Below are 17,927 nucleotides of genomic sequence, written 5' to 3' on the forward strand. Positions count from 1 at the left end.
GCTATTGTCCCTCCGCGCGCTGGCGGGCAAGGCGAGCGCGCCGCGTTTCCCGGCGCGGTCTGCGCTCCACGGTTTCAAGACGCGCGGGAAGTTCAGCCATGACGGTATCGCGCTCCAGTGGCGACATGGCGAGCCAGCCGGCAATTTCATCGCGCGTGCGCCCACAACCGAAACAGTAGCCCGACTTCATATCGATCGCGCATACCAGGATGCAGGGGGATTTGATGTCGGCCATGATCCTTCCAGCATTCTTAGCCCAGACACGAGGCCCAGACATGGGATATTGTGCCTGTCGGCGCAAGCCACAAGCGCGGCCGCTATACCATTGCGCTTGAGGCGCTTGGTGGCTATCTCGTTTCCGACACCAATCGGGAACCATTGTTCATGTCCTTCTCCGGAATGCCTTTCGACGACGTCCGCTCCCTGCTTTCCCAACTCGAAGCGCCTGACGACACCCTGGCTGAAGCGATGACACAGGCATTCGCGCGGGCCGGCTACCCGGGAACCGCGCTGGGGCGCCTGCAGGAGCTCGGCATATGGCTTGCACGTACCCGCCGGGCGGTGCCGCCGCTGATTGGCAAATCCGGCGTCGCGCTCTATGCCGCAACCCACGGCTTCGCGGAGGATGCGCTTTCGGAGCAGCGCGCGCGGGTCGATGCGGTTGCTGCGGGCGCTGCTGCCGTGTCTCATTTATGCGTGGCAGGCGATCTTTCCCTGAATGTGTTCGATCTGGCGCTTGACCTGCCATCGAAAGATATCCGCTGGGATGCCTCTCTGGACGAACGCTCCTGTGCGGCCACGATTGCGTTCGGTATGGAAGCTACCGCCGAGGGTGTCGATCTTCTCTGTGTCGGAGCTTTGGGTGCACAGGCTGCGATTGCCGCAAGCGCCATTCTTCTCGCGCTTCTGAATGGGGAGCCGGAACAGGTGGGGGCTGCGGACAGGAACATCGTGTCTGAAGCCATTTCCTTCCATGCCGACCACCTGAGTGATCCGCTCGAGGTGCTGCGGCGACTGGGCGGGCGGGACATTGCAGCGCTTGCGGGTGCCATTCTCGCAGCCCGCGCGCAGAACATCCCCGTTGTTCTCGACGGGTTGCCGGTTTTGGCCGCAGCGGCGGTGCTCTACCGGCTGGCACCGCACGCAATTTCTCACTGCGTTCTTGCGAGTTCGAATAGCCATCTCGAGATATGGGCAGCCGAACAGCTTGCTCTGAAGCCACTCCTTGAGCTGGAGTTTTCCGGTGAGGCGGGGTGTGCCGGCGCTGTCGCGGCTGGTCTGGTCAAATCAGCAGCCGCGTTGGCCGCTGGGGTCGCGGAGGTCGCCAGGCGTATGGGGTGAGCCTTGAGGCCGGGGAGGGCGCGTCAAGTGCCGCCACCCGATGCGCGCTTGCGCTCGGTGGGAACGGCGGGAAGTTCTTCCATCACGCGTGAACGCGGGAAGGCAACAATCGCATCGGTCCCGGAGCGCAGCCTGGTGTTCAGTTCGAAAACGCCATTGTGCAAAGCTGCCAGCCCCTGAACGATCGGCAAGCCGAGGCCGGTACCCTGTTCCGCGCTCTTGATGGCAATGGACCCCTGTCCGAATGCCGAGAGAACCACGGCCAGTTCGTCGTCCGGTATGCCCGGGCCGTTGTCCTTGATGGCGATGTATTGTCCGCCTCCGGCCGTCCAGCCGACCCGGATGTGCACGGAACTCCCTGTCGGGCTGAATTTGATGGCGTTGGAAAGAAGGTTGAGCGTGATCTGGCGGACAGCACGCTCGTCGGCGAAAAGCCGCAGCAGGGTTGGCTCCACATCGAGCTTGAAAGAGATGTCCTTGCCGCGTGCCTTCATTTCCATGAGGCGGCAGCAGTCCGCGACGATTGCGCCGAGTGACAGCGGCTCCTCATTGAGCCGATAGCGCCCCGCCTCGATGCGCGAGAGGTCGAGTATCTCGTTGATCAGGCTAAGCAGGTGCTTGCCGGAACTGTGAATGTCATTCGCGTAGTCGCGATAGGTCGCATTTTCCAGCGGACCTAGAACCTGATTGGCCATGACCTCGGAGAAGCCGAGAATTGCGTTCAAGGGGGTTCTGAGCTCATGGCTCATCGAAGCAAGAAACCGAGATTTCGCCAGGTTGGCTTCTTCGGCACGCCGCCGCGCCTCATCCGACATGGATTTGGCCGTTTCCAGTTCGCCCACGAGCGCATTCTTCTCGCTTTGGAATGAGAGAAGGGTCAACGCAGCGCGGTTTCGGTGGTGCGCGACATAGGCGAGGAAGGGCAGCGATGCGGCCAGGACCAGGCCCATCATTAACGCACCCATTGCAGGTTCATTGCTGACCCTGAAGGCGAACAGGCAGACCGGCAGTGCGAAAGCAGCGACCAGAGCGCCGCCCAGTGTCGCCGTCACGATTGCCGTTCCGGCGATGACGAGAAGCAGAAGGGCACCCTGCATGATCTGCGGTTCGGAGAACATGCCGGCGGGAAGCGGCAGAAACGCGAAACAAGCCCATCCGAGGCCGCTGGCGAAATGGGCGGCAAAAAGCCACTGCCGTGTCCGCGTGACCTCAATTTCGTTTTCCGGCATCCCCTCGAGACGGCGCGCAAGCAAAATGAGCGGCAGGTAACCGGCAAGGCAGGCGAGTGCCCACAGGCACGTGACTTGCGGATCAAGCCCGAGGTAAAGCCCTCCGAGGCTGATCGCCAGGATCAGCAGGACTGGCTTGATGGCGTTGGAGAGAATGGCGCGCGCGTGTAATTTGAGCATGTCGCGGTTGAAATCTGGCGGGCCGAGACTTTGAGACAGCCGGTCGCGCGTGCGGCGCACGGCAAGCCCCACATTGCTGTTGCGATGCGGCTTGGTGCGGTCCACAATGAACTTGTCGGCCGATTTTGACGCTTCCGGCACCATACCCGTTTGAATTCCCGCTATTCACCGCTCAAACTATTCGTGAATGATTAAGAGACCCTTCAAAAGATGAGAGGCCGCCGAAACGCGCGGAAACGCGGCCGCCGGTCCATGCGTCTGACGGATTTGCTGTTGGCCCTGCTGCTGCTGGGCGGAATAGCGCTTCTGGTCGACCGGCTTCAGCGTTATGGCAGCCAGACGCTGAGCGGTCAGGTCGTCGTGCATGATGGCGATACGCTGACGGTTGCCGGTGAACGTATTCGTCTTGAAGGCATCGACGCACCCGAGTTTCAGCAAAGCTGCACCCGCGACGGTCAGAACTATGCCTGCGGGCGAGACGCGCTGCGGGCGTTGCGCCGGCTGGTGGCAGGCGCAGAGGTGGTGTGTGAAGGCTATGAGCGCGACCGCTATGATCGTCTTCTGGCGCGCTGTAAGGTGAACGGGAAAGATATCGGCGAAGCGCTTGTTGCGGCTGGCTGGGCGCTGGCCTATGGCGCTTACGATGGGGTCGAGGCAGAAGCGCGCCGGGCACGGCGCGGCATATGGGCCGGCGGTTTCGAGGCTCCGCATGACTGGCGTGTCGAACATCAGGGAGAGCCGCGCCCGAGGGATGGCGATGTGCTCAAGGGTCTTTGGGACAGGTTGGTTGAGTGGTTTTCAGGCGAAGGGTGATTGGATCATGAAGCTTTACGATGGCGGCAGGGCGCCCAATCCGCGGCGTGTGCGGATTTTCCTCGCGGAGAAGGGCATCGAGATACCCATCGAACCGGTGGACATGGGGGCGCTGGAGCACAAATCTGAAACGCTGACCCGTCTCAACCCGCTGCAACGCTTGCCCGTTCTGGAACTGGACGACGGCACGGTGCTGACGGAAACCGTTGCCATCTGCCGCTATTTCGAGGCGCTTCACCCCGAACCCGCGCTGTTCGGCACGGGAGCGCTTGGAGTTGCGACTGTGGAAATGTGGCAGCGCCGGGTGGAGATGCACCTGTTCTATCCTATTGCACAGGCCTTCCGGCATCTACATCCGGCCATGAAGGAATGGGAGGTGCCGCAAGTCGCGGCATGGGGTGAAGCCAATAAGCCCAAGGCCCTTGAGTTCCTCTCCTATCTCGATGAGGCGCTGGCCGACCGTCCATTCATCGCGGGCGAAGACTACTCGATTGCCGATATCACGGGGCTTGTGAGCATCGATTTCATGAAGCTCGCGCGTCTCACAGTCCCGGACGGGCTCGATCACCTTATGCGCTGGTATCACACGGTTGCCGGGCGGCCGAGTGCCAGGGCCTGAGCGTACGGACGTGCAGAGTGCTCGGCTCGAAACGCTGCTGACGTGCATTCGTGCCTGCCGGATCTGCGTTGAGGAGCCGGCTGGTACACCGCTCCCACATGAACCGCGACCGGTTGTCGTTGGCTCGCGCAGCGCACGGATTCTCATTGCCGGGCAGGCGCCGGGAACACGGGTTCACGCTTCCGGTCTGCCGTTCGATGACCGGTCGGGAGACCGGTTGCGGGACTGGCTCGAAGTCGATCGCCCGACATTTTACGACCCATCCTGTTTCGCGATTGCCCCGATGGGGTTCTGCTTTCCCGGGCTCGATGCCAAAGGTGGGGATCTGCCGCCGCGCAGGGAGTGCGCGCCGGCCTGGCGTGCGCAATTGATGGAAGCAATGCCGCAGATCGAACTTGTTCTCGTTATTGGCCAGTATGCGCAGGCTTGGCACCTGGGCGGCGAGCGTTCCAGAACCCTCACCGAGACGGTGCGCGACTGGCGCCGGTTGCTGGCGCTCGACCTGGAGCCACGCGTTCTGCCACTGCCGCATCCTTCATGGCGCAATACGGGGTGGCTGAAAAAGAATCTCTGGTTTGAACGCGATCTGTTGCCTGTTCTTCGTGAGGAAATTCATCGGCTTCTTTCAGACAAATGAGGAATATCTGATCGCGGTTATCATTTATGGGGCAAAAAATTTCTTGTTGCTTTGGAATTCTCTTGCCATTTTAGGAAATCATTTTCTCCGGAGTTCATCATGGATCGCCTTGATCGCAAGATCCTGCGCCTGTTGCAGGAAAATTCGACCCTTGCCGTAGCCGATGTTGCAAAAAAGGTCGGTCTGTCCACGACACCCTGCTGGAGGCGTATCCAGAAGCTTGAGGAAGAAGGTGTCATTCGCCGGCGCGTGGCGGTGCTCGATCCGGAAAAGGTCAATGCCCGGGTCAATGTGTTCGTGTCGATCCGCACGAACATGCACAGCCATGAGTGGCTGAAGCGCTTCTCCGAGGTGATCCAGCAGTTTCCCGAGGTGGTCGAGTTTTATCGGATGAGCGGCGATGTAGACTATCTGCTGCGGGTCGTGGTGCCGGATATCGCTGCCTATGACGCCTTCTACAAGAGGCTGATTGCCAAGATCGAAATCCGCGATGTCTCATCCACCTTCGCGATGGAGCAGATCAAATACACGACCGAGCTGCCGCTCGACTATCTCGTTCTGGACAAGGATTCCGGCGGGACCAATGGCGGTTGACTGGACGATTTCGTGCCGTTGACAACGCGATGCCAGGGATTGTCCGGGGAGGCCGTCCGCCCCCCAGGCAAGGTTCTGGCAGGCAGGGTTCGGTTCGGGCTCACCCGGGCACCCCTTACCGTATAGCCGGACGTTATCACTGCTGCGCCATCCAGAATGAATAGCTGGGTTTTCTCCAGACCGGGCTGCAGTGCGCCGGTTATCGTCACCGGCTCGTAGTTGGAGGTCAGGCGGTAAGGGGTTGATGGCACGACCCGGATGACCTGGCTGGGTGGCGGCTGCTGCATGTGGCTGCAGGCGCCGCGGCGCGCGACCAGCATGAACGAGTAGACCAGTTCGCCCTCGCGGTCGGCGGGGAGGAGGTAGCCGGAAAGGCTGATCGTCTGGCCGCTCAGTTTGCTGGTTGCCAGGCTTTGCGGATTTTCTGGGTCCGGGGAAGCAAGGGCAGCCCATTCGACAGGGCGAACCGATCCCGGTTGCGGCGCGGTTTCGGAACCGGCGGCGGGTGAGGCGATGAAGGCCGGTGCAGAGAGCGCGCCGAGGCTTGCTGCGAGAAATGCCGCGCACCGGCCAGTCATTGCCTGCTCCTATTTTGCCAGGCGGGCGAGCAGGGACGACGTATCCCAGCGGCTGCCCCCCATCTTCTGGACATCCTTGTAGAACTGATCCACCAGAGCGGTGACAGGTAAGCTTGCACCGTTGCGGTCGGCCTCGGCAAGGCAGATACCCAAGTCCTTGCGCATCCAGTCGACCGCGAAGCCGAAATCATACGTGCCCTGGTTCATGGTCTTGTGACGGTTTTCCATCTGCCAGGAGCCGGCCGCACCCTTGGAAATCACGTCGACGACCTTCTCGATGTCGAGCCCGGCCTTCTGGCCGAAGTGAATGCCTTCAGCGAGCCCCTGCACCAGCCCGGCGATGCAGATCTGGTTGATCATCTTGGTGAGTTGTCCAGCACCGGCCGGGCCCATCAGTCCGACCATCCGGGCGAAGGATTCGATCACAGGCTTTGCCCTTTCGAACACCGCTTCCTCGCCACCGCACATCACCGTCAGGATACCGTTTTCCGCGCCGGCCTGACCGCCGGATACGGGCGCGTCGATGAAGCCGAAACCGCGCTTCCGCGCTTCTTCTGCGAGTTCACGCGCCACTTCAGCGGAAGCGGTGGTGTTGTCGATGAAGACTGCGCCCTCCTTCATGCTCTGGAAGGCGCCGTTCTCGCCGAGCGTCACCGAGCGCAGGTCATCGTCATTGCCGACGCAGGCAAAGACAAAATCCTTGCCCGCAGCGGCCTCCCGAGGCGTGGGGGCGTGCGCGCCGCCATGCTCCTTGACCCAGCTCTGCGCCTTCGCGGCGGTGCGATTGTAGACCGTGACCTTGTGCCCGCCCTTGTTCTGAAGATGCGCGGCCATCGGATATCCCATGACCCCGAGCCCGATGAATGCGACGTCTGCCATTCGGAAATTTTCTCCCTGATATGCGTGTTCTAAGTGTCAGCGCTTCAGATGTTTCGTGATACGACGCTCGATCCAGTCTATCGTGTTGCGCAGGATCTCGACGATGCCAAGATAGATAATGGCGGCCCAGATGTAAGTCTGGAAGTCGAATGTGCGAGCGTAGGCGCGCCGTGTTTCGCCCATCAGGTCGTAGACCGTGATGATTGCGACGATGGCAGAACCCTTGATCATCAGAATGACCTCGTTGCCATAGGGCCTCAGCGCGACAATCAACGCCTGCGGAATGATGATCTTGCGCGCGGTCTGGAATCTGGAGAGGCCGAGTGCCGACGCGGCCTCCCATTGGCCCTTGCCGACGCTCTCGATCGCCCCGCGCAGGATTTCGGCCTGGTAGGCGGCGGTGTTGAGGGTGAAGGCGAAGACGGCGCAGTACCAGGCCTCCCGGAAAAACGTCCACAGCCCCACCGCCTGAAGCTCGGGTCTGAAAGAGCCAAGACCGTAATAGACCAGGAATGTCTGGGCGAGCAGGGGCGTTCCGCGAAAAAAATAGACATATGCATAGGCAAGGGCGGCAATGAACCTGTTTCTCGATGCACGCCCAAGCGCGACGGGCACGGAAAGGATCGCGCCGAGAAAAACCGAAACCGCGACAAGCTGGATGGTGACCCAAAGGCCGGACAGATAGCGCGGCGCGTAACGGGTGAAGATATTTGGGTCCCAGGCGTTGATCATGAAGCCGAGGACCGCGAGGCCGAGGACTGCCCAGATCGCGAGCAGGATCACACCGATTGTCCGGGCCCTCGTCCAACCCTGTCTGGCGACGGGCGGGCGCTCGACGGTTGCTTGCATGTCTGCACTCATCGCTGCGCTCCATGGCGTTTGGTCCAGTTCTCGATGATGCCAAGGGCGATCGAGGAGAGCATGGCCAAAGCGAGATAGAGCAGGCAGGCGATGCCAAAGAACAGAAACGCCTCCTTGGTGACGCGCGCGGCGATGCCGGTCTGGCGCAGTATGTCGGCAAGGCCGATCACGGAGACGAGCGCGGTGTCTTTCAGGAGGATCAGCCAGAGATTGGAAAGGCCGGGCAGGGCCAGCCTGATGAGCTGGGGCAGGATGATGAGGCGCATGGTCTGCGCATTCGAGAGGCCAATGGCGTGACCGCCCTCATACTGTCCCTGCGGGATTGCCCGAAAGGCAGCGAGAAACACTTCGCTTGCGTAGGAAGAGAAGACGGCGCCGAGCGCCACCATGCCCGCCACAAAAGCGTTGATTTCGATGCTGGCGTCCGGGTTGAAGAGACGCACAAGCTGCTGCAGGCCGATCTGGGCACCGTAGAACACAAGGAACAGCGTCAACAGCTCCGGCAGTCCGCGGAAGATCGTTGTGTATATGTTGGCTGCCAGACGCAATGTCTTGTCGCTGGAACGTTTGCCCAATGCGACGAAAAAGCCAATCGCCAGTCCCAATGGTAATGTGGCCAGTGCCAGCGAAACCGTCAGAAGAACGCCCTTGGCGATGTCATCGCCCCAGCCTTCCGGGCCAAAACTCAAAAGGGTCCAAACCCTTTCCATCTCCCAAAATCCCTGTCCGAACCGCCTGACCCGGCATCCCTTTGCGGATTGGCGATTTTCCTTTTCATTCCGGCGCTATTTCCAGAGCCGTATGCAATACAGGCGGCCGAACACCCGGGTTCGTCCGCCTGCGGCACTATCAATCAGGACATCGTAAAGGCGCTCAATCGCCGTAGACGTCGAACGAGAAATACTTGTCGTTGATTTCCTTGTATTTTCCATTCTCGCGGATGGCCGTGATCGCGGCATTCAGCTTTTCGCGAAGTTCGTCTTCGCCCTGCCGCACGGCAATGCCGATGCCGGGACCGTAGATATCCTCACGCGGTGTAAGCGTCCCGAGAACCTTGCAGCAAGCGCCGTCCTCGCTGTCGAGAAATTCCTGCAGGACGATGATGTCGTCGATGACGGCATCAAGCCGTCCGTTGACCATGTCGAGCTTGTATTCCTCCGCGGTCGGATAAACCTTCACATCGCTATCGGTGAAGGTGGTCTCGGCGAAATTTGCATGGGTGGTTGAGCCCTGGGCGCCGATAACCTTGCCGGCGAGGTCCTCCGGCGAGGTGCCGGCGATGTCAGACTCATTCGGCACAACGAGCGCCGGTGGGGTGTTGTAGTATTTGTTGGTGAAGTCGACCTGCTTCTTGCGGTCTTCGGTGATCGACATGGAGGCGACAATGGCGTCGAACTTGCCAGCCTGAAGGGCCGGAATGATGCCGTCCCAGTCCTGTGTCACGAATTCGCACTCAGCTTTCATCTCCTCGCAGAGCGCCTTGGCGATATCGACGTCAAAACCTTCAAGAGAACCGTCCGCGGTCAGGTTGTTGAAGGGGGGATAGGCACCTTCGGTACCGATCTTGAGCTTCATCATGTCCTGGGCATGGGCCGAGCCCACTGCCAGTGCCAAAGCTGCCGCAGGCAGTGCGAGCGCGATACGCCTTGTAATACGCATTCTGGTTCCTCTCATCTTATTATCTACCGCTGCCGGCCGCGTGCCAGAGCGGAACTTGAAGCCGGATACTCCCACCGATCCGATTCAAATTGCAACCTTAAAGGTGACTGGTCCCATGCAATGAATGCGCGCGCATGGGGCCATGTTGCCAAGTGCTGACCTTAGCGCGTTTCTCCTCCGATCCCGGTATGGCTGATGATGAAGTCGGCAATGCCCTCGATATCGCCGAGGGCGAATTGCGGCAGGGTTTGGGTTTCGGTGTCGTGGTCCGTCGCCACCGCCACGATGCCAGGGTCGGTCGTCGCCAGAAAGCCGTGGTCCCTGGCGTCTTGTCGGCGACATTCCAGTTTCGGGTGATTTTCGCGCTTGAACCCTTCGATCAGCACCAGATCGCATGGGGAGAGGCGCGCGAGCATTTCCTGCAGTGTCGGCTCCCGTTCTTCAACCAGTTCATGAATAATCGCCCAGCGTCTGCCTGAAACGATCGCGACCTCCTGCGCACCGGCGGCACGATGACGGAAGGAGTCCGTGCCCTCATGGTCAATATCAAACATATGGTGGGCGTGTTTCAGGGTGGCTATCCTGAAGCCGCGTTTCGTCAACTCCGTCACAAGGGCTGCCGTCAGGGTGGTCTTGCCCGAGTTCTTCCAGCCGACAATGCCGAAAACCGGTTGTTTCACGGTGTTTCCCTCCGGTGCCTTTCGCGCGCCCTTTCAAGGTCGTCAGGCGTGTTGATGTTGAAGAACGGATCGTCCCCGGGCCCACACGGAAAGTCGACAATGGCAGCGTTGTGAAGATCGCACGCATAGGCGGTGACGCGGCGACGACCGCCTTCGACAAGATGTCGGGCGAGATCATCGGCAAGTTCGACAGGCCAGAGGGCGAAGACAGAATGCAGCCTGCCGCTGGTTCTGGCGATGGCTGGAGCCGAAGATGCCCCCGCGGCATCTGCAAGGCGCGCAACAAGATCGCGAGGAAAGAAGGGGGTGTCCGCTGCCGCCGTTGCAACATGCGAGGCCTCGGGGACGGCACTTCTCGCCCACTGCAGTGCCGCGAGCACGCCTCCCAGAGGGCCAACGGGCTCAGGAACCGGATCGGCGATCACCTCAAGTCCGAGCGCTGCAAACCTGTGCGGGTCGCCATTGGCATTGAGGGCGACGCGGTCAACCTGTGGCGAGAGCCTGTCGAGGACCGCTTCGATGACCCTTTTGCCGTTGAGGTGCAGCATTCCCTTGTCGCCACCGCCCATGCGGCGTGCCGTTCCACCTGCGAGGATTACTCCGACAATGCCCTTTCTCATCGCCCGGCCTCAGATGTTTCCAGCCTGCCTGGCAACATAGACCACGTAGAGCGATGCGGCGATGGCGAGCACGGAGGATACGAGCATCACCCAGATCAGCGGAAACGGGCCTGTTTCAGGCGAAAGGACAGCGCCGGCGATCACCGAAAGTGCGGCGCCGCCGCCAATCTGCAGCGCACCGCCGAGACCCGAGGCGGAGCCGGCCAGGTGCGGCCGGACGCTGACGATACCGGCATTGGCGTTCGGCATGGTCATGCCATTGCCTATCCCGACGAAAAATGACGGGCCGAAAAGCGACATGGGATGGAAGAAGCCGACCGCAAAGAGGACCAGCGCGAGGACAAGCCCGAGAGATGCAAGAGTATTGCCTGCCAGCATCATCGGATTGATGCCGATCCGCTTCGAAAAGCGACCGGAGAGGAAGTTGCCGATCATGTACCCCACCGAGATAAGGATGAAATACATCCCGTATTGCGAGGGGGTGAGGTCGAGGATTTCGGTTGCCACGTATGGGCCGCCGCCAAGAAAGGCGAAAAACGCTCCCGACGCCATGGCGGCTGTCGCCGTATAGCCCCAGAAACGCCGGGCCCGGAACAGCTCGGGATAGTTTCTGACCTGAGCGGTCATGCTGCTGGATGGTGTGTGGTTCGTTTCTCCGAGATCAAGATAGACGATCAGAAGAGAAAGAAGCCCGAAACCCAGGATCAGATAAAACGTTGCCTTCCAGCCATAGAGCTCATCGAGAAAACCTCCGATCAAAGGACCGAGCATCGGAGCGAGCGTCATGCCCATGGTGATGTAACCGATGCGGCTGGCGGCTTCATCTGCGCCCACCGTGTCGCGCACGATGGCGCGGGAAAGAACCATGCCCGCCGCAGCGAATGCCTGCATCACCCGGCAGATAAGAAAGACCGTAATATTAGGCGCGACCAATGCGGCGATGGTGGCCAGAATGAAGATCGCAAAGCAGGTGAGCATGACCGGGCGGCGGCCAAAGCGATCGGAGGCCGGGCCGATGCCCAGTTGCAGAACGGCCGTGGCGGCAAGGTAGAGCGAGACCGCCAGCTGGACGATGCTGTAATCCGCCTTGAAATATTCCGCCATACCAGGGAGGGAGGGAAGGAACACGTTCATCGAGACCGCGGCCGTTGCGGTGGCGATCACCAGCGTGACGATATGAGGAGGCGTAGCGGAGCGGGATAAGATTTTTTCCATAACGTCTTGCGAACCTTGCATAATCAATTGTCGGCGCGAGCAGGCCGGAGTTGGCGCGCGCTGGAATGGTATCCGAGCCAGTCAGACGGTTTTGAACCAATGGTCGAAATCTTCATGTGCCTTCCGTGGCCATGCCGGGGCCTGTGCTCCTGGCTGCGGGTTTTGTCCGGTTGACGACCTGTTCGCGGTAAAGCGTGTAGAGGCCCGAGCACACCACCAGAAAAGCGCCGGTCATCATGACGCGATCGGGCCAGTCTGCAAAAAGCACGATGCCGAGGCCGATGGCCCACAGGAGGGCGGTATAGCGGAAGGGGGCGATGAAGGAGAGCTCGCCGGCCCGCAGGGACAGAACGATGAAGTGATAGCCGCAGACAATGCATAAGGTGGCGCCTACGAGAATGGCGAAGTCTGCTCCACTCATGGGGGACCATCCTCCATAGGGGACGAGCAGGACTGCACCGGCGATGGTCACCGATGCGGCTGTCACCGTGGAAATCATCGGCGAGGGTATCTCGGACGGAATTTTCCGGGTCGTCAGGTCCCGCATGGTGGCGAATGCAACCGCAGCGACACCGTAAAGTGAATAGGCGTTGAAAGCGTCGAAGCCAGGCCGGATGATGATCAATATGCCGACGAAGCCAACGATAATCGCGCTCCAGCGGCGCCAGCCCACAGGCTCATTCAGGAAGAAGGCTGCCCCGAGTGTAACGGCCAGCGGAAGCGCCTGCATGACAGCGGCGAGGTTGGCGATCGGCATATGTGCGAGGGCCGAAAGAAAGCATATGGTGGCACCGGTCTCGCCTGCAACACGTAGCGCCACCATCGGGTGCAGGACTGCACGCGGCTTTTTCAATGCTTTCCACTGCCAGGCGAGCAGCAGCATGACAAGTGTCGCCATGACCCCGCGCACCAGCATGACCTGCGCCATGTTCATGGCTTCGGCAACGAGCTTGGTCAGACCGTCATTGACGGTGAAGCCGGCCATTGCAATGGACATAAAAAGCGCACCGCGCGCATTCGGCGAAAACGACACGACCACCCCGCGATGCACAGCGCTGGACACGTCTCAGACCCTTGGGGCCGCATGTCCACGTTGAAAGAGTTCCTACGGTTTCTGGTGAAAAACGAATCCCACCTCCAAAACAGGTATTGATGCTAAGTATACCTTATGGACTTGGCAATTGGTTCGTTGCCGAAAAACTGGCGATCCAGTCCTGGAGCGTTTCACCTTTTCACGGAAACGCCGCTCCGATCTGTCTGACTGCTTTTCCGCATTTGTGCGGACGTCAGGTGATTCCACCTGACTGCAAAATGTTCTAGCCGCCTGTGACGCTCATGTGCCGGGAGACCGAGGGACGGCTGGTGCGCCGGTCGATGACGAAGTCATGCCCCTTGGGCTTGCGGGCGATGGCATTGTCGATGGCGTCAGCCAGCAGCTCATTGCCTTCCGAAGCTCTGAGGGCGGCGCGCAGATCGGCTGAATCATCCTGGCCGAGGCACATGTAGAGCATGCCGGTGCAGGTGATGCGGACGCGGTTGCAGCTTTCGCAGAAATTATGCGTCATCGGGGTGATGAAGCCGAGTTTGCCGCCCGTTTCAGCGACTTCCACATACCGGGCCGGGCCACCTGTCTTGAAAGGGATGTCTTTCAGCGTGAACTGCCGCTCCAGTTGAGCGCGGAGGAGGGACAGCGGAAGATACTGGTCGGTCCGGTCGGCGTCGATCTCGCCCATGGGCATCGTCTCGATCACGGTCATGTCCATACCGCGCCCATGCGCCCAGCGCAGCATGTCGGGAATCTCGCCTTCGTTGAAACCCTTTAGTGCCACGGTGTTGAGCTTGATCTTAAGTCCGGCTTCCTCCGCAGCCTCAATGCCGCGCATCACCTTCTCAAGCCGGCCCCAGCGGGTGATGGCATGGAACTTGTCCGGATCGAGCGTATCGATCGAGACGTTGATGCGCTTCACACCGCAATCGGCCAGTTCGCCGGCAAAGCGTTCGAGCTGCGATCCGTTGCTGGTGAGCGTGAGTTCGTCGAGCGCACCGGATTTCAGATGCCGCGAGAGCTGGCGCACCAGATGCATGATGTTCTTGCGCACCAGCGGTTCGCCACCGGTCAGGCGCAGGCGCCGCACGCCTTTTTCAATGAAGACGGTGCAGAGCCGGTCCAGTTCTTCAAGGCTGAGCAGGTCACGCTTGGGAAGAAAGGTCATGTCCTCTGCCATGCAGTAGACACAACGGAAGTCGCAGCGGTCGGTCACCGAAACGCGCAGATAGTCGATGGCACGTCCGAAGGGATCGATCATGGTGCTCTGCGTCATGGGCTCGCTTTCGCTGGCATTCTTCATCAGGACCTTGCCCTGTTATGTCGTCACATAGTGCTCACTGTTCAAGCGCTGCAGGCTAGCATTTGTACAATTGCCGGGGCAATCGCAGGGAAGGGCTTTTCACTTGGACCAAAGCTGAATAGGTCTACGGGCGAAAGGTGGTGACGAATGAAACCTCCCAAGGAACTGCGTGTTTCAAAGGACCGTTCGGTGTTGACGGTCCTGTTCCCGGATATCGGACCGGTGCAACTTTCGGCGGAAATGCTGCGGGTTCTCTCACCCTCGGCCGAAGTGCAGGGGCACTCACCCGAGCAGCGTATAACGGTTCCCGGCAAGCGGCATGTAACGATCATTCGGGCGGAGCCAGTGGGCAATTATGCCGTGCGTCTCGTGTTCAGCGACGCGCATCAGAGCGGTATTTTCACCTGGGTTTATCTGCATGAACTGGCCACGCAGAAGGATGCCAGATGGCAGGGATATCTTGACGAACTAGAGGAGAAGGGGTTGAGCCGTGACACCTGAGGCGGACGCGTACACCATCACGTCGATTGACGCACTTGAGGCGCTCTACGGTACGCCGGGAAAGGCATCGCTGGTCAAGGTGACGGACCGGGTGATACCGGAATATGCAAAACTGATCGACGCGTCGCCCTTTGTGGCACTTGCCACCATCGGGCCGGAAGGAATCGATTGCTCGCCGCGCGGTGACAGGCCCGGCTTCGTGCGTATCCACGATGAAAAAACGCTTACGATGCCGGACCGTCGCGGCAACAACCGCGCGGATTCGCTGCGCAATATCGTTCGTGACGAACGGGCGGCCTTTCTCTTCCTCATTCCCGGATCGGGTACGACCCTGCGCGTCAACGGGCGGGCCAGGCTTTCAATTGATCCGGAACTATGTGCCTCCTTTGCCATAGACGAAGCCGCACCGCGCTCAGTCATCGTGCTTTCGGTGGACGAGGTCTACTTCCAGTGCGCGCGGGCGATTGTCCGGTCCGATCTCTGGAACGGTGCGAAGCATGCGAACCCCGAGAATCTGCCGACGCCCGGCCAGATTCTTCAGGCGACGAGTCGCAGGGAGATTGACGGTGAGGCCTATGACAGGGAATGGCCTGATCGCGCCCAGAAGACGATGTGGTGACCCGCCTCAGCGATGGGTCAGAATGTTGACCAGCTTTCCGAAGGGATCGCGGGTGTAGAAGCGCCGCACGCCCCACGGTTCCTCTGCAGGGCCGTATTCGATGGGGAAGCCTGCTTTCTCAACCCGTTCAAGCGCTTCATCGAGGTCGTCCACTTCGATGGAAAGGTCGGGCACGGGGGTGTCCGATCCGCCCTGTGACATCACGCTCACCTGCAGACGCGTCTTTTCCTGCGCGCCATAGGTCACAATCCAGCCCTGATCCATCAGCGTGTCGAGCCCGAGGACATCGGCGTAGAATCGTTTCGCTTTTCCCACCTGATCCGAGGCGATGTTGGCGACAATGCGTTTTACTTTCACGATGTGTCTCCCTTTGGGTTCAGCCTGCCTTCTTGAGGTTTGGGAGAAAAACCGTCAACAGACCGAGCAGCGGCAGGTAGGAACAGATCTGGTAGACGAACTCGATCCCGGTCCTGTCTGCGATAATCCCGAGCACGGCTGCGCCAAGGCCGCCAAGCCCAAAGGCGAAGCCGAAGAACATGCCGGCGACCATACCCACGCGACCTGGCAACAGCTCCTGTGCGAATACGACGATCTGCGGGAAAGCGGATGCAAGGATAAGGCCGATGGCGACGGTAAGAATCGGAGTCCAGAAGAAATTCGCATAGGGCAGCGCCAGCGTGAAGGGCAGCACGCCGAGGATGGAGAACCAGATGACCGTCTTGGAGCCTATACGATCACCGATCAGCCCGCCCAGTACGGTGCCGGCGGCAACCGAGCCTAGGAAAACGAACAGCAGTATCTGCGACTGCTGGACACTGACGCCGAATTTTTCGATCAGAAAGAACGTATAATAGCTTGAAATGCCGGCCATATAGACATTTTTGGCGAAAACTAGGGAGACCAGGATTGCCAGAGACATGGCAATCTTGCCGCGGGGCAGGGTGAGAGCCGGAGAAGGTGCTGCACGTGTGGCGGTGCGCTGGCGGTATTCCGCATACCACGCGCTCACGCGCCACAGGACGATCATGCCGAGAAGTGCCGCGAGAGAGAACCAAGCAACGCTGCCCTGGCCCCGGGGCACGACGATGAAGGCAGCGAGCAACGGGCCGATGGCGGTGCCGGCATTGCCGCCCACCTGGAAGACGGCCTGCGCCAGGCCGTATCGACCTCCCGAGGCGAGGCGGGCAACGCGCGAGGATTCGGGATGAAAGATCGCCGAGCCCAGGCCCACGAACATTGCGCCGACCAGGAGCAGCGAGTAGTTGGCTGCCGTCGCCAGAAGCAGAAGTCCGATAAAGGTCGATCCCATGCCGACGGGCAGGGAGTAGGGCATGGGTTTCTTGTCGGTGGTCAGCCCGATCGCCGGCTGCAGCAGCGACGCCGTCACCTGGAACGCCATGGTTAGAAGGCCGATCTGCCAGAAATCCAGCCCGTAATCGCTCTTCAGCATTGGATAGATGGCCGCAAGCATGGACTGCATGATGTCGTTCAGCATGTGGCAGAAACTGACGGCAAGCAGGACCGCGAAGGCGGTCTGTTCTGCCGGCGTGGAGGGCCGGTTGGCGGTGGTATCGGTCACGTCAATGCTCCATGAGAAGAGGCCGCCCTCAAGACAGCAGCCGCTTATACGCCTCTTGCAAATGACCTGCCTTGGTGATTTGGTCTACTTTTTTCTCAAGTGGGCCAAATGAATTCTCCGCGCAGCCCCAATACGGTGGTTTTCAACACCGATCGCCCGGTCGACGATGAAAAGCGACGCTCCTGGCTTGAGGAGGTCGAGGGCGATCTGGTTGTTGGCGAGATTGCGCAATTGGCACATGTTCAGGTGCCCATCCATCGCCACAGCCGCGGGCAGCTTCTTCACGCAAGCAGCGGCGTGGTTCTGGTCAAAACCGGCTTTGGACACTGGATGGTGCCGGCAGGGCAGGCGATCTGGATTCCGCCGGGTATCCAGCACGCGGTCGAAATGATGACCGATGTGCGCATGCAGTCGGTTTACGTGCTTCCCGAGGCAATTTCAGGGTTGCCGGCAAGACCGCGTGTGGTCGGCATCACACCATTGATGCGCAGCCTTCTGGAGGAGGTGGCGCCTTTGCCGCATGTTGCCCGGCCGACGGGCCGCAACGGCTTGCTTTATGAACTCATCATGCATGAGATTCCGCGCTTGCCGGAGCTGCCGCTGGGTCTGCCATTTCCCTCTGATCCGCGGCTGGCACGCATGTGCCGCGCCTTTCTTGACGCGCCGGAAAGCCGCGTAACGATCGATCAGTGGGCGCATTCGGCGGGCATGAGCCGCCGCACCTTCACCCGCCGTTTCAAGCAGGAGGTCGGGCTCAGCCTGTCGCTCTGGCGCCAGCAGGCCAGCCTTTTTGCTGCTTTGCCGAGGCTGGCGAGCGGCGAAGCTGTAACCAACGTGGCGCTGGACCTGGGCTATGAGAGCGTGGCCGCCTTCACGACGATGTTCAAGAGGATGTTGGGGGCTTCGCCACGCAACTATCTGAATGTTCCGGCAGCGGATGGGGAACAGTGAAGCGGCCGCGTTTCCTGAAAAAGC

The 17,927-nt window shown here is 60.4% G+C and carries 21 protein-coding genes and 1 pseudogene; 8 read left to right on the forward strand and 14 right to left on the reverse strand.

Features of this window, described 5'->3' with window-relative positions:
• Position 1: 1 nt before the first annotated feature.
• Positions 2-235, reverse strand: coding sequence for a DUF1289 domain-containing protein (locus KUG85_RS01775; RefSeq protein WP_223003947.1), 234 nt, complete (start codon positions 233-235; stop codon positions 2-4).
• Positions 236-285: 50 nt separating this feature from the next.
• Between KUG85_RS01775 and KUG85_RS01780 the strand changes: the two genes are divergently transcribed.
• Positions 286-1,341 (forward strand): nicotinate-nucleotide--dimethylbenzimidazole phosphoribosyltransferase, encoded by a 1,056-nt coding sequence (locus KUG85_RS01780; protein WP_223003948.1) that lies wholly within the window; start codon positions 286-288, stop codon positions 1,339-1,341.
• Between the two features lie 23 nt (positions 1,342-1,364).
• Here KUG85_RS01780 and KUG85_RS01785 read toward each other — a convergent pair whose 3' ends face one another.
• Positions 1,365-2,894: a sensor histidine kinase gene (locus KUG85_RS01785; RefSeq protein ID WP_223003949.1), complete on the reverse strand. Its 1,530-nt coding sequence runs from the start codon at positions 2,892-2,894 to the stop codon at positions 1,365-1,367.
• A gap of 108 nt (positions 2,895-3,002) precedes the next feature.
• Here KUG85_RS01785 and KUG85_RS01790 point away from each other — a divergent pair, with 108 nt between their 5' ends.
• The 4 genes from KUG85_RS01790 (at position 3,003) to KUG85_RS01805 (ending at position 5,413) form a co-directional block, all read left to right on the forward strand.
• Entirely contained in the window at positions 3,003-3,563 is a 561-nt protein-coding gene (locus tag KUG85_RS01790; protein WP_223003950.1) for a thermonuclease family protein, read from the forward strand.
• 7 nt (positions 3,564-3,570) lie between these two features.
• A complete protein-coding gene (locus tag KUG85_RS01795; RefSeq protein WP_223003951.1) occupies positions 3,571-4,182 on the forward strand; it encodes a glutathione S-transferase in 612 nt (203 codons plus the stop codon).
• A 10-nt stretch (positions 4,183-4,192) separates the two neighbouring features.
• The gene (locus KUG85_RS01800) at positions 4,193-4,819 is read left to right on the forward strand and encodes a uracil-DNA glycosylase family protein (RefSeq protein ID WP_171900051.1); all 627 of its coding nucleotides are present in this window, start codon (positions 4,193-4,195) and stop codon (positions 4,817-4,819) included.
• A gap of 99 nt (positions 4,820-4,918) precedes the next feature.
• Positions 4,919-5,413, forward strand: coding sequence for an Lrp/AsnC family transcriptional regulator (locus KUG85_RS01805; RefSeq protein ID WP_025030713.1), 495 nt, complete (start codon positions 4,919-4,921; stop codon positions 5,411-5,413).
• Here KUG85_RS01805 and KUG85_RS01810 read toward each other — a convergent pair.
• The 10 genes and pseudogenes from KUG85_RS01810 to moaA all read right to left on the reverse strand — a co-directional run bounded on the left by KUG85_RS01810 (position 5,368) and on the right by moaA (position 14,226).
• Positions 5,368-5,991 (reverse strand): DUF3299 domain-containing protein, encoded by a 624-nt coding sequence (locus KUG85_RS01810; RefSeq protein ID WP_223003952.1) that lies wholly within the window; start codon positions 5,989-5,991, stop codon positions 5,368-5,370. The genes KUG85_RS01805 and KUG85_RS01810 overlap by 46 nt on opposite strands.
• Positions 5,992-6,000: 9 nt before the next feature.
• A pseudogene (locus tag KUG85_RS01815) lies at positions 6,001-6,885 on the reverse strand (NAD(P)-dependent oxidoreductase); the annotation flags it as partial.
• Between the two features lie 21 nt (positions 6,886-6,906).
• A complete protein-coding gene (locus KUG85_RS01820) occupies positions 6,907-7,719 on the reverse strand; it encodes an ABC transporter permease (protein WP_407673636.1) in 813 nt (270 codons plus the stop codon).
• Positions 7,720-7,727: 8 nt separating this feature from the next.
• The gene (locus KUG85_RS01825) at positions 7,728-8,441 is read right to left on the reverse strand and encodes an ABC transporter permease (protein ID WP_065815154.1); all 714 of its coding nucleotides are present in this window, start codon (positions 8,439-8,441) and stop codon (positions 7,728-7,730) included.
• 163 nt (positions 8,442-8,604) lie between these two features.
• Positions 8,605-9,390, reverse strand: a complete 786-nt coding sequence (locus KUG85_RS01830; RefSeq protein WP_223003955.1) for an ABC transporter substrate-binding protein — start codon at positions 9,388-9,390, stop codon at positions 8,605-8,607.
• Positions 9,391-9,551: 161 nt separating this feature from the next.
• Positions 9,552-10,070 (reverse strand): molybdopterin-guanine dinucleotide biosynthesis protein B, encoded by a 519-nt coding sequence (gene mobB / locus KUG85_RS01835; RefSeq protein ID WP_223003956.1) that lies wholly within the window; start codon positions 10,068-10,070, stop codon positions 9,552-9,554.
• Positions 10,067-10,690 carry a molybdenum cofactor guanylyltransferase MobA gene (gene mobA / locus KUG85_RS01840; RefSeq protein WP_223003957.1) on the reverse strand — a complete coding sequence of 208 codons (624 nt, stop codon included), beginning with the start codon at positions 10,688-10,690 and terminating at the stop codon, positions 10,067-10,069. Before mobA ends, mobB begins: the two co-directional genes overlap by 4 nt.
• A 9-nt stretch (positions 10,691-10,699) precedes the next feature.
• Entirely contained in the window at positions 10,700-11,905 is a 1,206-nt protein-coding gene (locus KUG85_RS01845; RefSeq protein WP_223003958.1) for a multidrug effflux MFS transporter, read from the reverse strand.
• 112 nt (positions 11,906-12,017) lie between these two features.
• Positions 12,018-12,968 carry a DMT family transporter gene (locus KUG85_RS01850; RefSeq protein ID WP_322098554.1) on the reverse strand — a complete coding sequence of 317 codons (951 nt, stop codon included), beginning with the start codon at positions 12,966-12,968 and terminating at the stop codon, positions 12,018-12,020.
• Between the two features lie 253 nt (positions 12,969-13,221).
• Positions 13,222-14,226, reverse strand: a complete 1,005-nt coding sequence (gene moaA / locus KUG85_RS01855; protein WP_223003959.1) for a GTP 3',8-cyclase MoaA — start codon at positions 14,224-14,226, stop codon at positions 13,222-13,224.
• Positions 14,227-14,400: 174 nt separating this feature from the next.
• Here moaA and KUG85_RS01860 point away from each other — a divergent pair, with 174 nt between their 5' ends.
• Positions 14,401-14,754 carry a gamma-butyrobetaine hydroxylase-like domain-containing protein gene (locus KUG85_RS01860; protein WP_223003960.1) on the forward strand — a complete coding sequence of 118 codons (354 nt, stop codon included), beginning with the start codon at positions 14,401-14,403 and terminating at the stop codon, positions 14,752-14,754.
• Complete coding sequence (locus KUG85_RS01865; protein ID WP_223003961.1) at positions 14,744-15,373, forward strand: pyridoxamine 5'-phosphate oxidase family protein; 630 nt, start codon at positions 14,744-14,746, stop codon at positions 15,371-15,373. Before KUG85_RS01860 ends, KUG85_RS01865 begins: the two co-directional genes overlap by 11 nt.
• Before the next feature lie 6 nt (positions 15,374-15,379).
• Here the strand turns inward: KUG85_RS01865 and KUG85_RS01870 are convergent, their stop codons facing one another.
• Positions 15,380-15,730: a VOC family protein gene (locus KUG85_RS01870; protein ID WP_223003962.1), complete on the reverse strand. Its 351-nt coding sequence runs from the start codon at positions 15,728-15,730 to the stop codon at positions 15,380-15,382.
• A gap of 19 nt (positions 15,731-15,749) precedes the next feature.
• Positions 15,750-16,952 carry an MFS transporter gene (locus tag KUG85_RS01875; protein WP_065815161.1) on the reverse strand — a complete coding sequence of 401 codons (1,203 nt, stop codon included), beginning with the start codon at positions 16,950-16,952 and terminating at the stop codon, positions 15,750-15,752.
• Positions 16,953-17,060: 108 nt separating this feature from the next.
• On the opposite strand from KUG85_RS01875, the gene KUG85_RS01880 reads away from it, so the two are divergent.
• A complete protein-coding gene (locus KUG85_RS01880) occupies positions 17,061-17,903 on the forward strand; it encodes an AraC family transcriptional regulator (protein ID WP_223003963.1) in 843 nt (280 codons plus the stop codon).
• Positions 17,904-17,927 lie beyond the last annotated feature (24 nt).

This window comes from Nitratireductor rhodophyticola (assembly GCF_019891355.1).
Classification (GTDB): Bacteria; Pseudomonadota; Alphaproteobacteria; order Rhizobiales; family Rhizobiaceae; genus Nitratireductor; species Nitratireductor rhodophyticola.

Bases quoted from the DNA above. Each gene is read 5' to 3' on its own strand.
- KUG85_RS01775 (WP_223003947.1), bottom strand. From the start codon at position 235: ATGGCCGACATCAAATCCCCCTGCATCCTGGTATGCGCGATCGATATG.
- KUG85_RS01785 (WP_223003949.1), bottom strand. From the start codon at position 2,894: ATGGTGCCGGAAGCGTCAAAATCGGCCGACAAGTTCATTGTGGACCGC.
- KUG85_RS01790 (WP_223003950.1), top strand. From the start codon at position 3,003: ATGCGTCTGACGGATTTGCTGTTGGCCCTGCTGCTGCTGGGCGGAATA.
- KUG85_RS01795 (WP_223003951.1), top strand. From the start codon at position 3,571: ATGAAGCTTTACGATGGCGGCAGGGCGCCCAATCCGCGGCGTGTGCGG.
- KUG85_RS01805 (WP_025030713.1), top strand. From the start codon at position 4,919: ATGGATCGCCTTGATCGCAAGATCCTGCGCCTGTTGCAGGAAAATTCG.
- KUG85_RS01810 (WP_223003952.1), bottom strand. From the start codon at position 5,991: ATGACTGGCCGGTGCGCGGCATTTCTCGCAGCAAGCCTCGGCGCGCTC.
- KUG85_RS01820 (WP_407673636.1), bottom strand. From the start codon at position 7,719: ATGCAAGCAACCGTCGAGCGCCCGCCCGTCGCCAGACAGGGTTGGACG.
- KUG85_RS01825 (WP_065815154.1), bottom strand. From the start codon at position 8,441: ATGGAAAGGGTTTGGACCCTTTTGAGTTTTGGCCCGGAAGGCTGGGGC.
- KUG85_RS01830 (WP_223003955.1), bottom strand. From the start codon at position 9,390: ATGCGTATTACAAGGCGTATCGCGCTCGCACTGCCTGCGGCAGCTTTG.
- mobA (WP_223003957.1), bottom strand. From the start codon at position 10,690: ATGAGAAAGGGCATTGTCGGAGTAATCCTCGCAGGTGGAACGGCACGC.
- KUG85_RS01845 (WP_223003958.1), bottom strand. From the start codon at position 11,905: ATGGAAAAAATCTTATCCCGCTCCGCTACGCCTCCTCATATCGTCACG.
- moaA (WP_223003959.1), bottom strand. From the start codon at position 14,226: ATGACGCAGAGCACCATGATCGATCCCTTCGGACGTGCCATCGACTAT.
- KUG85_RS01860 (WP_223003960.1), top strand. From the start codon at position 14,401: ATGAAACCTCCCAAGGAACTGCGTGTTTCAAAGGACCGTTCGGTGTTG.
- KUG85_RS01880 (WP_223003963.1), top strand. From the start codon at position 17,061: ATGAATTCTCCGCGCAGCCCCAATACGGTGGTTTTCAACACCGATCGC.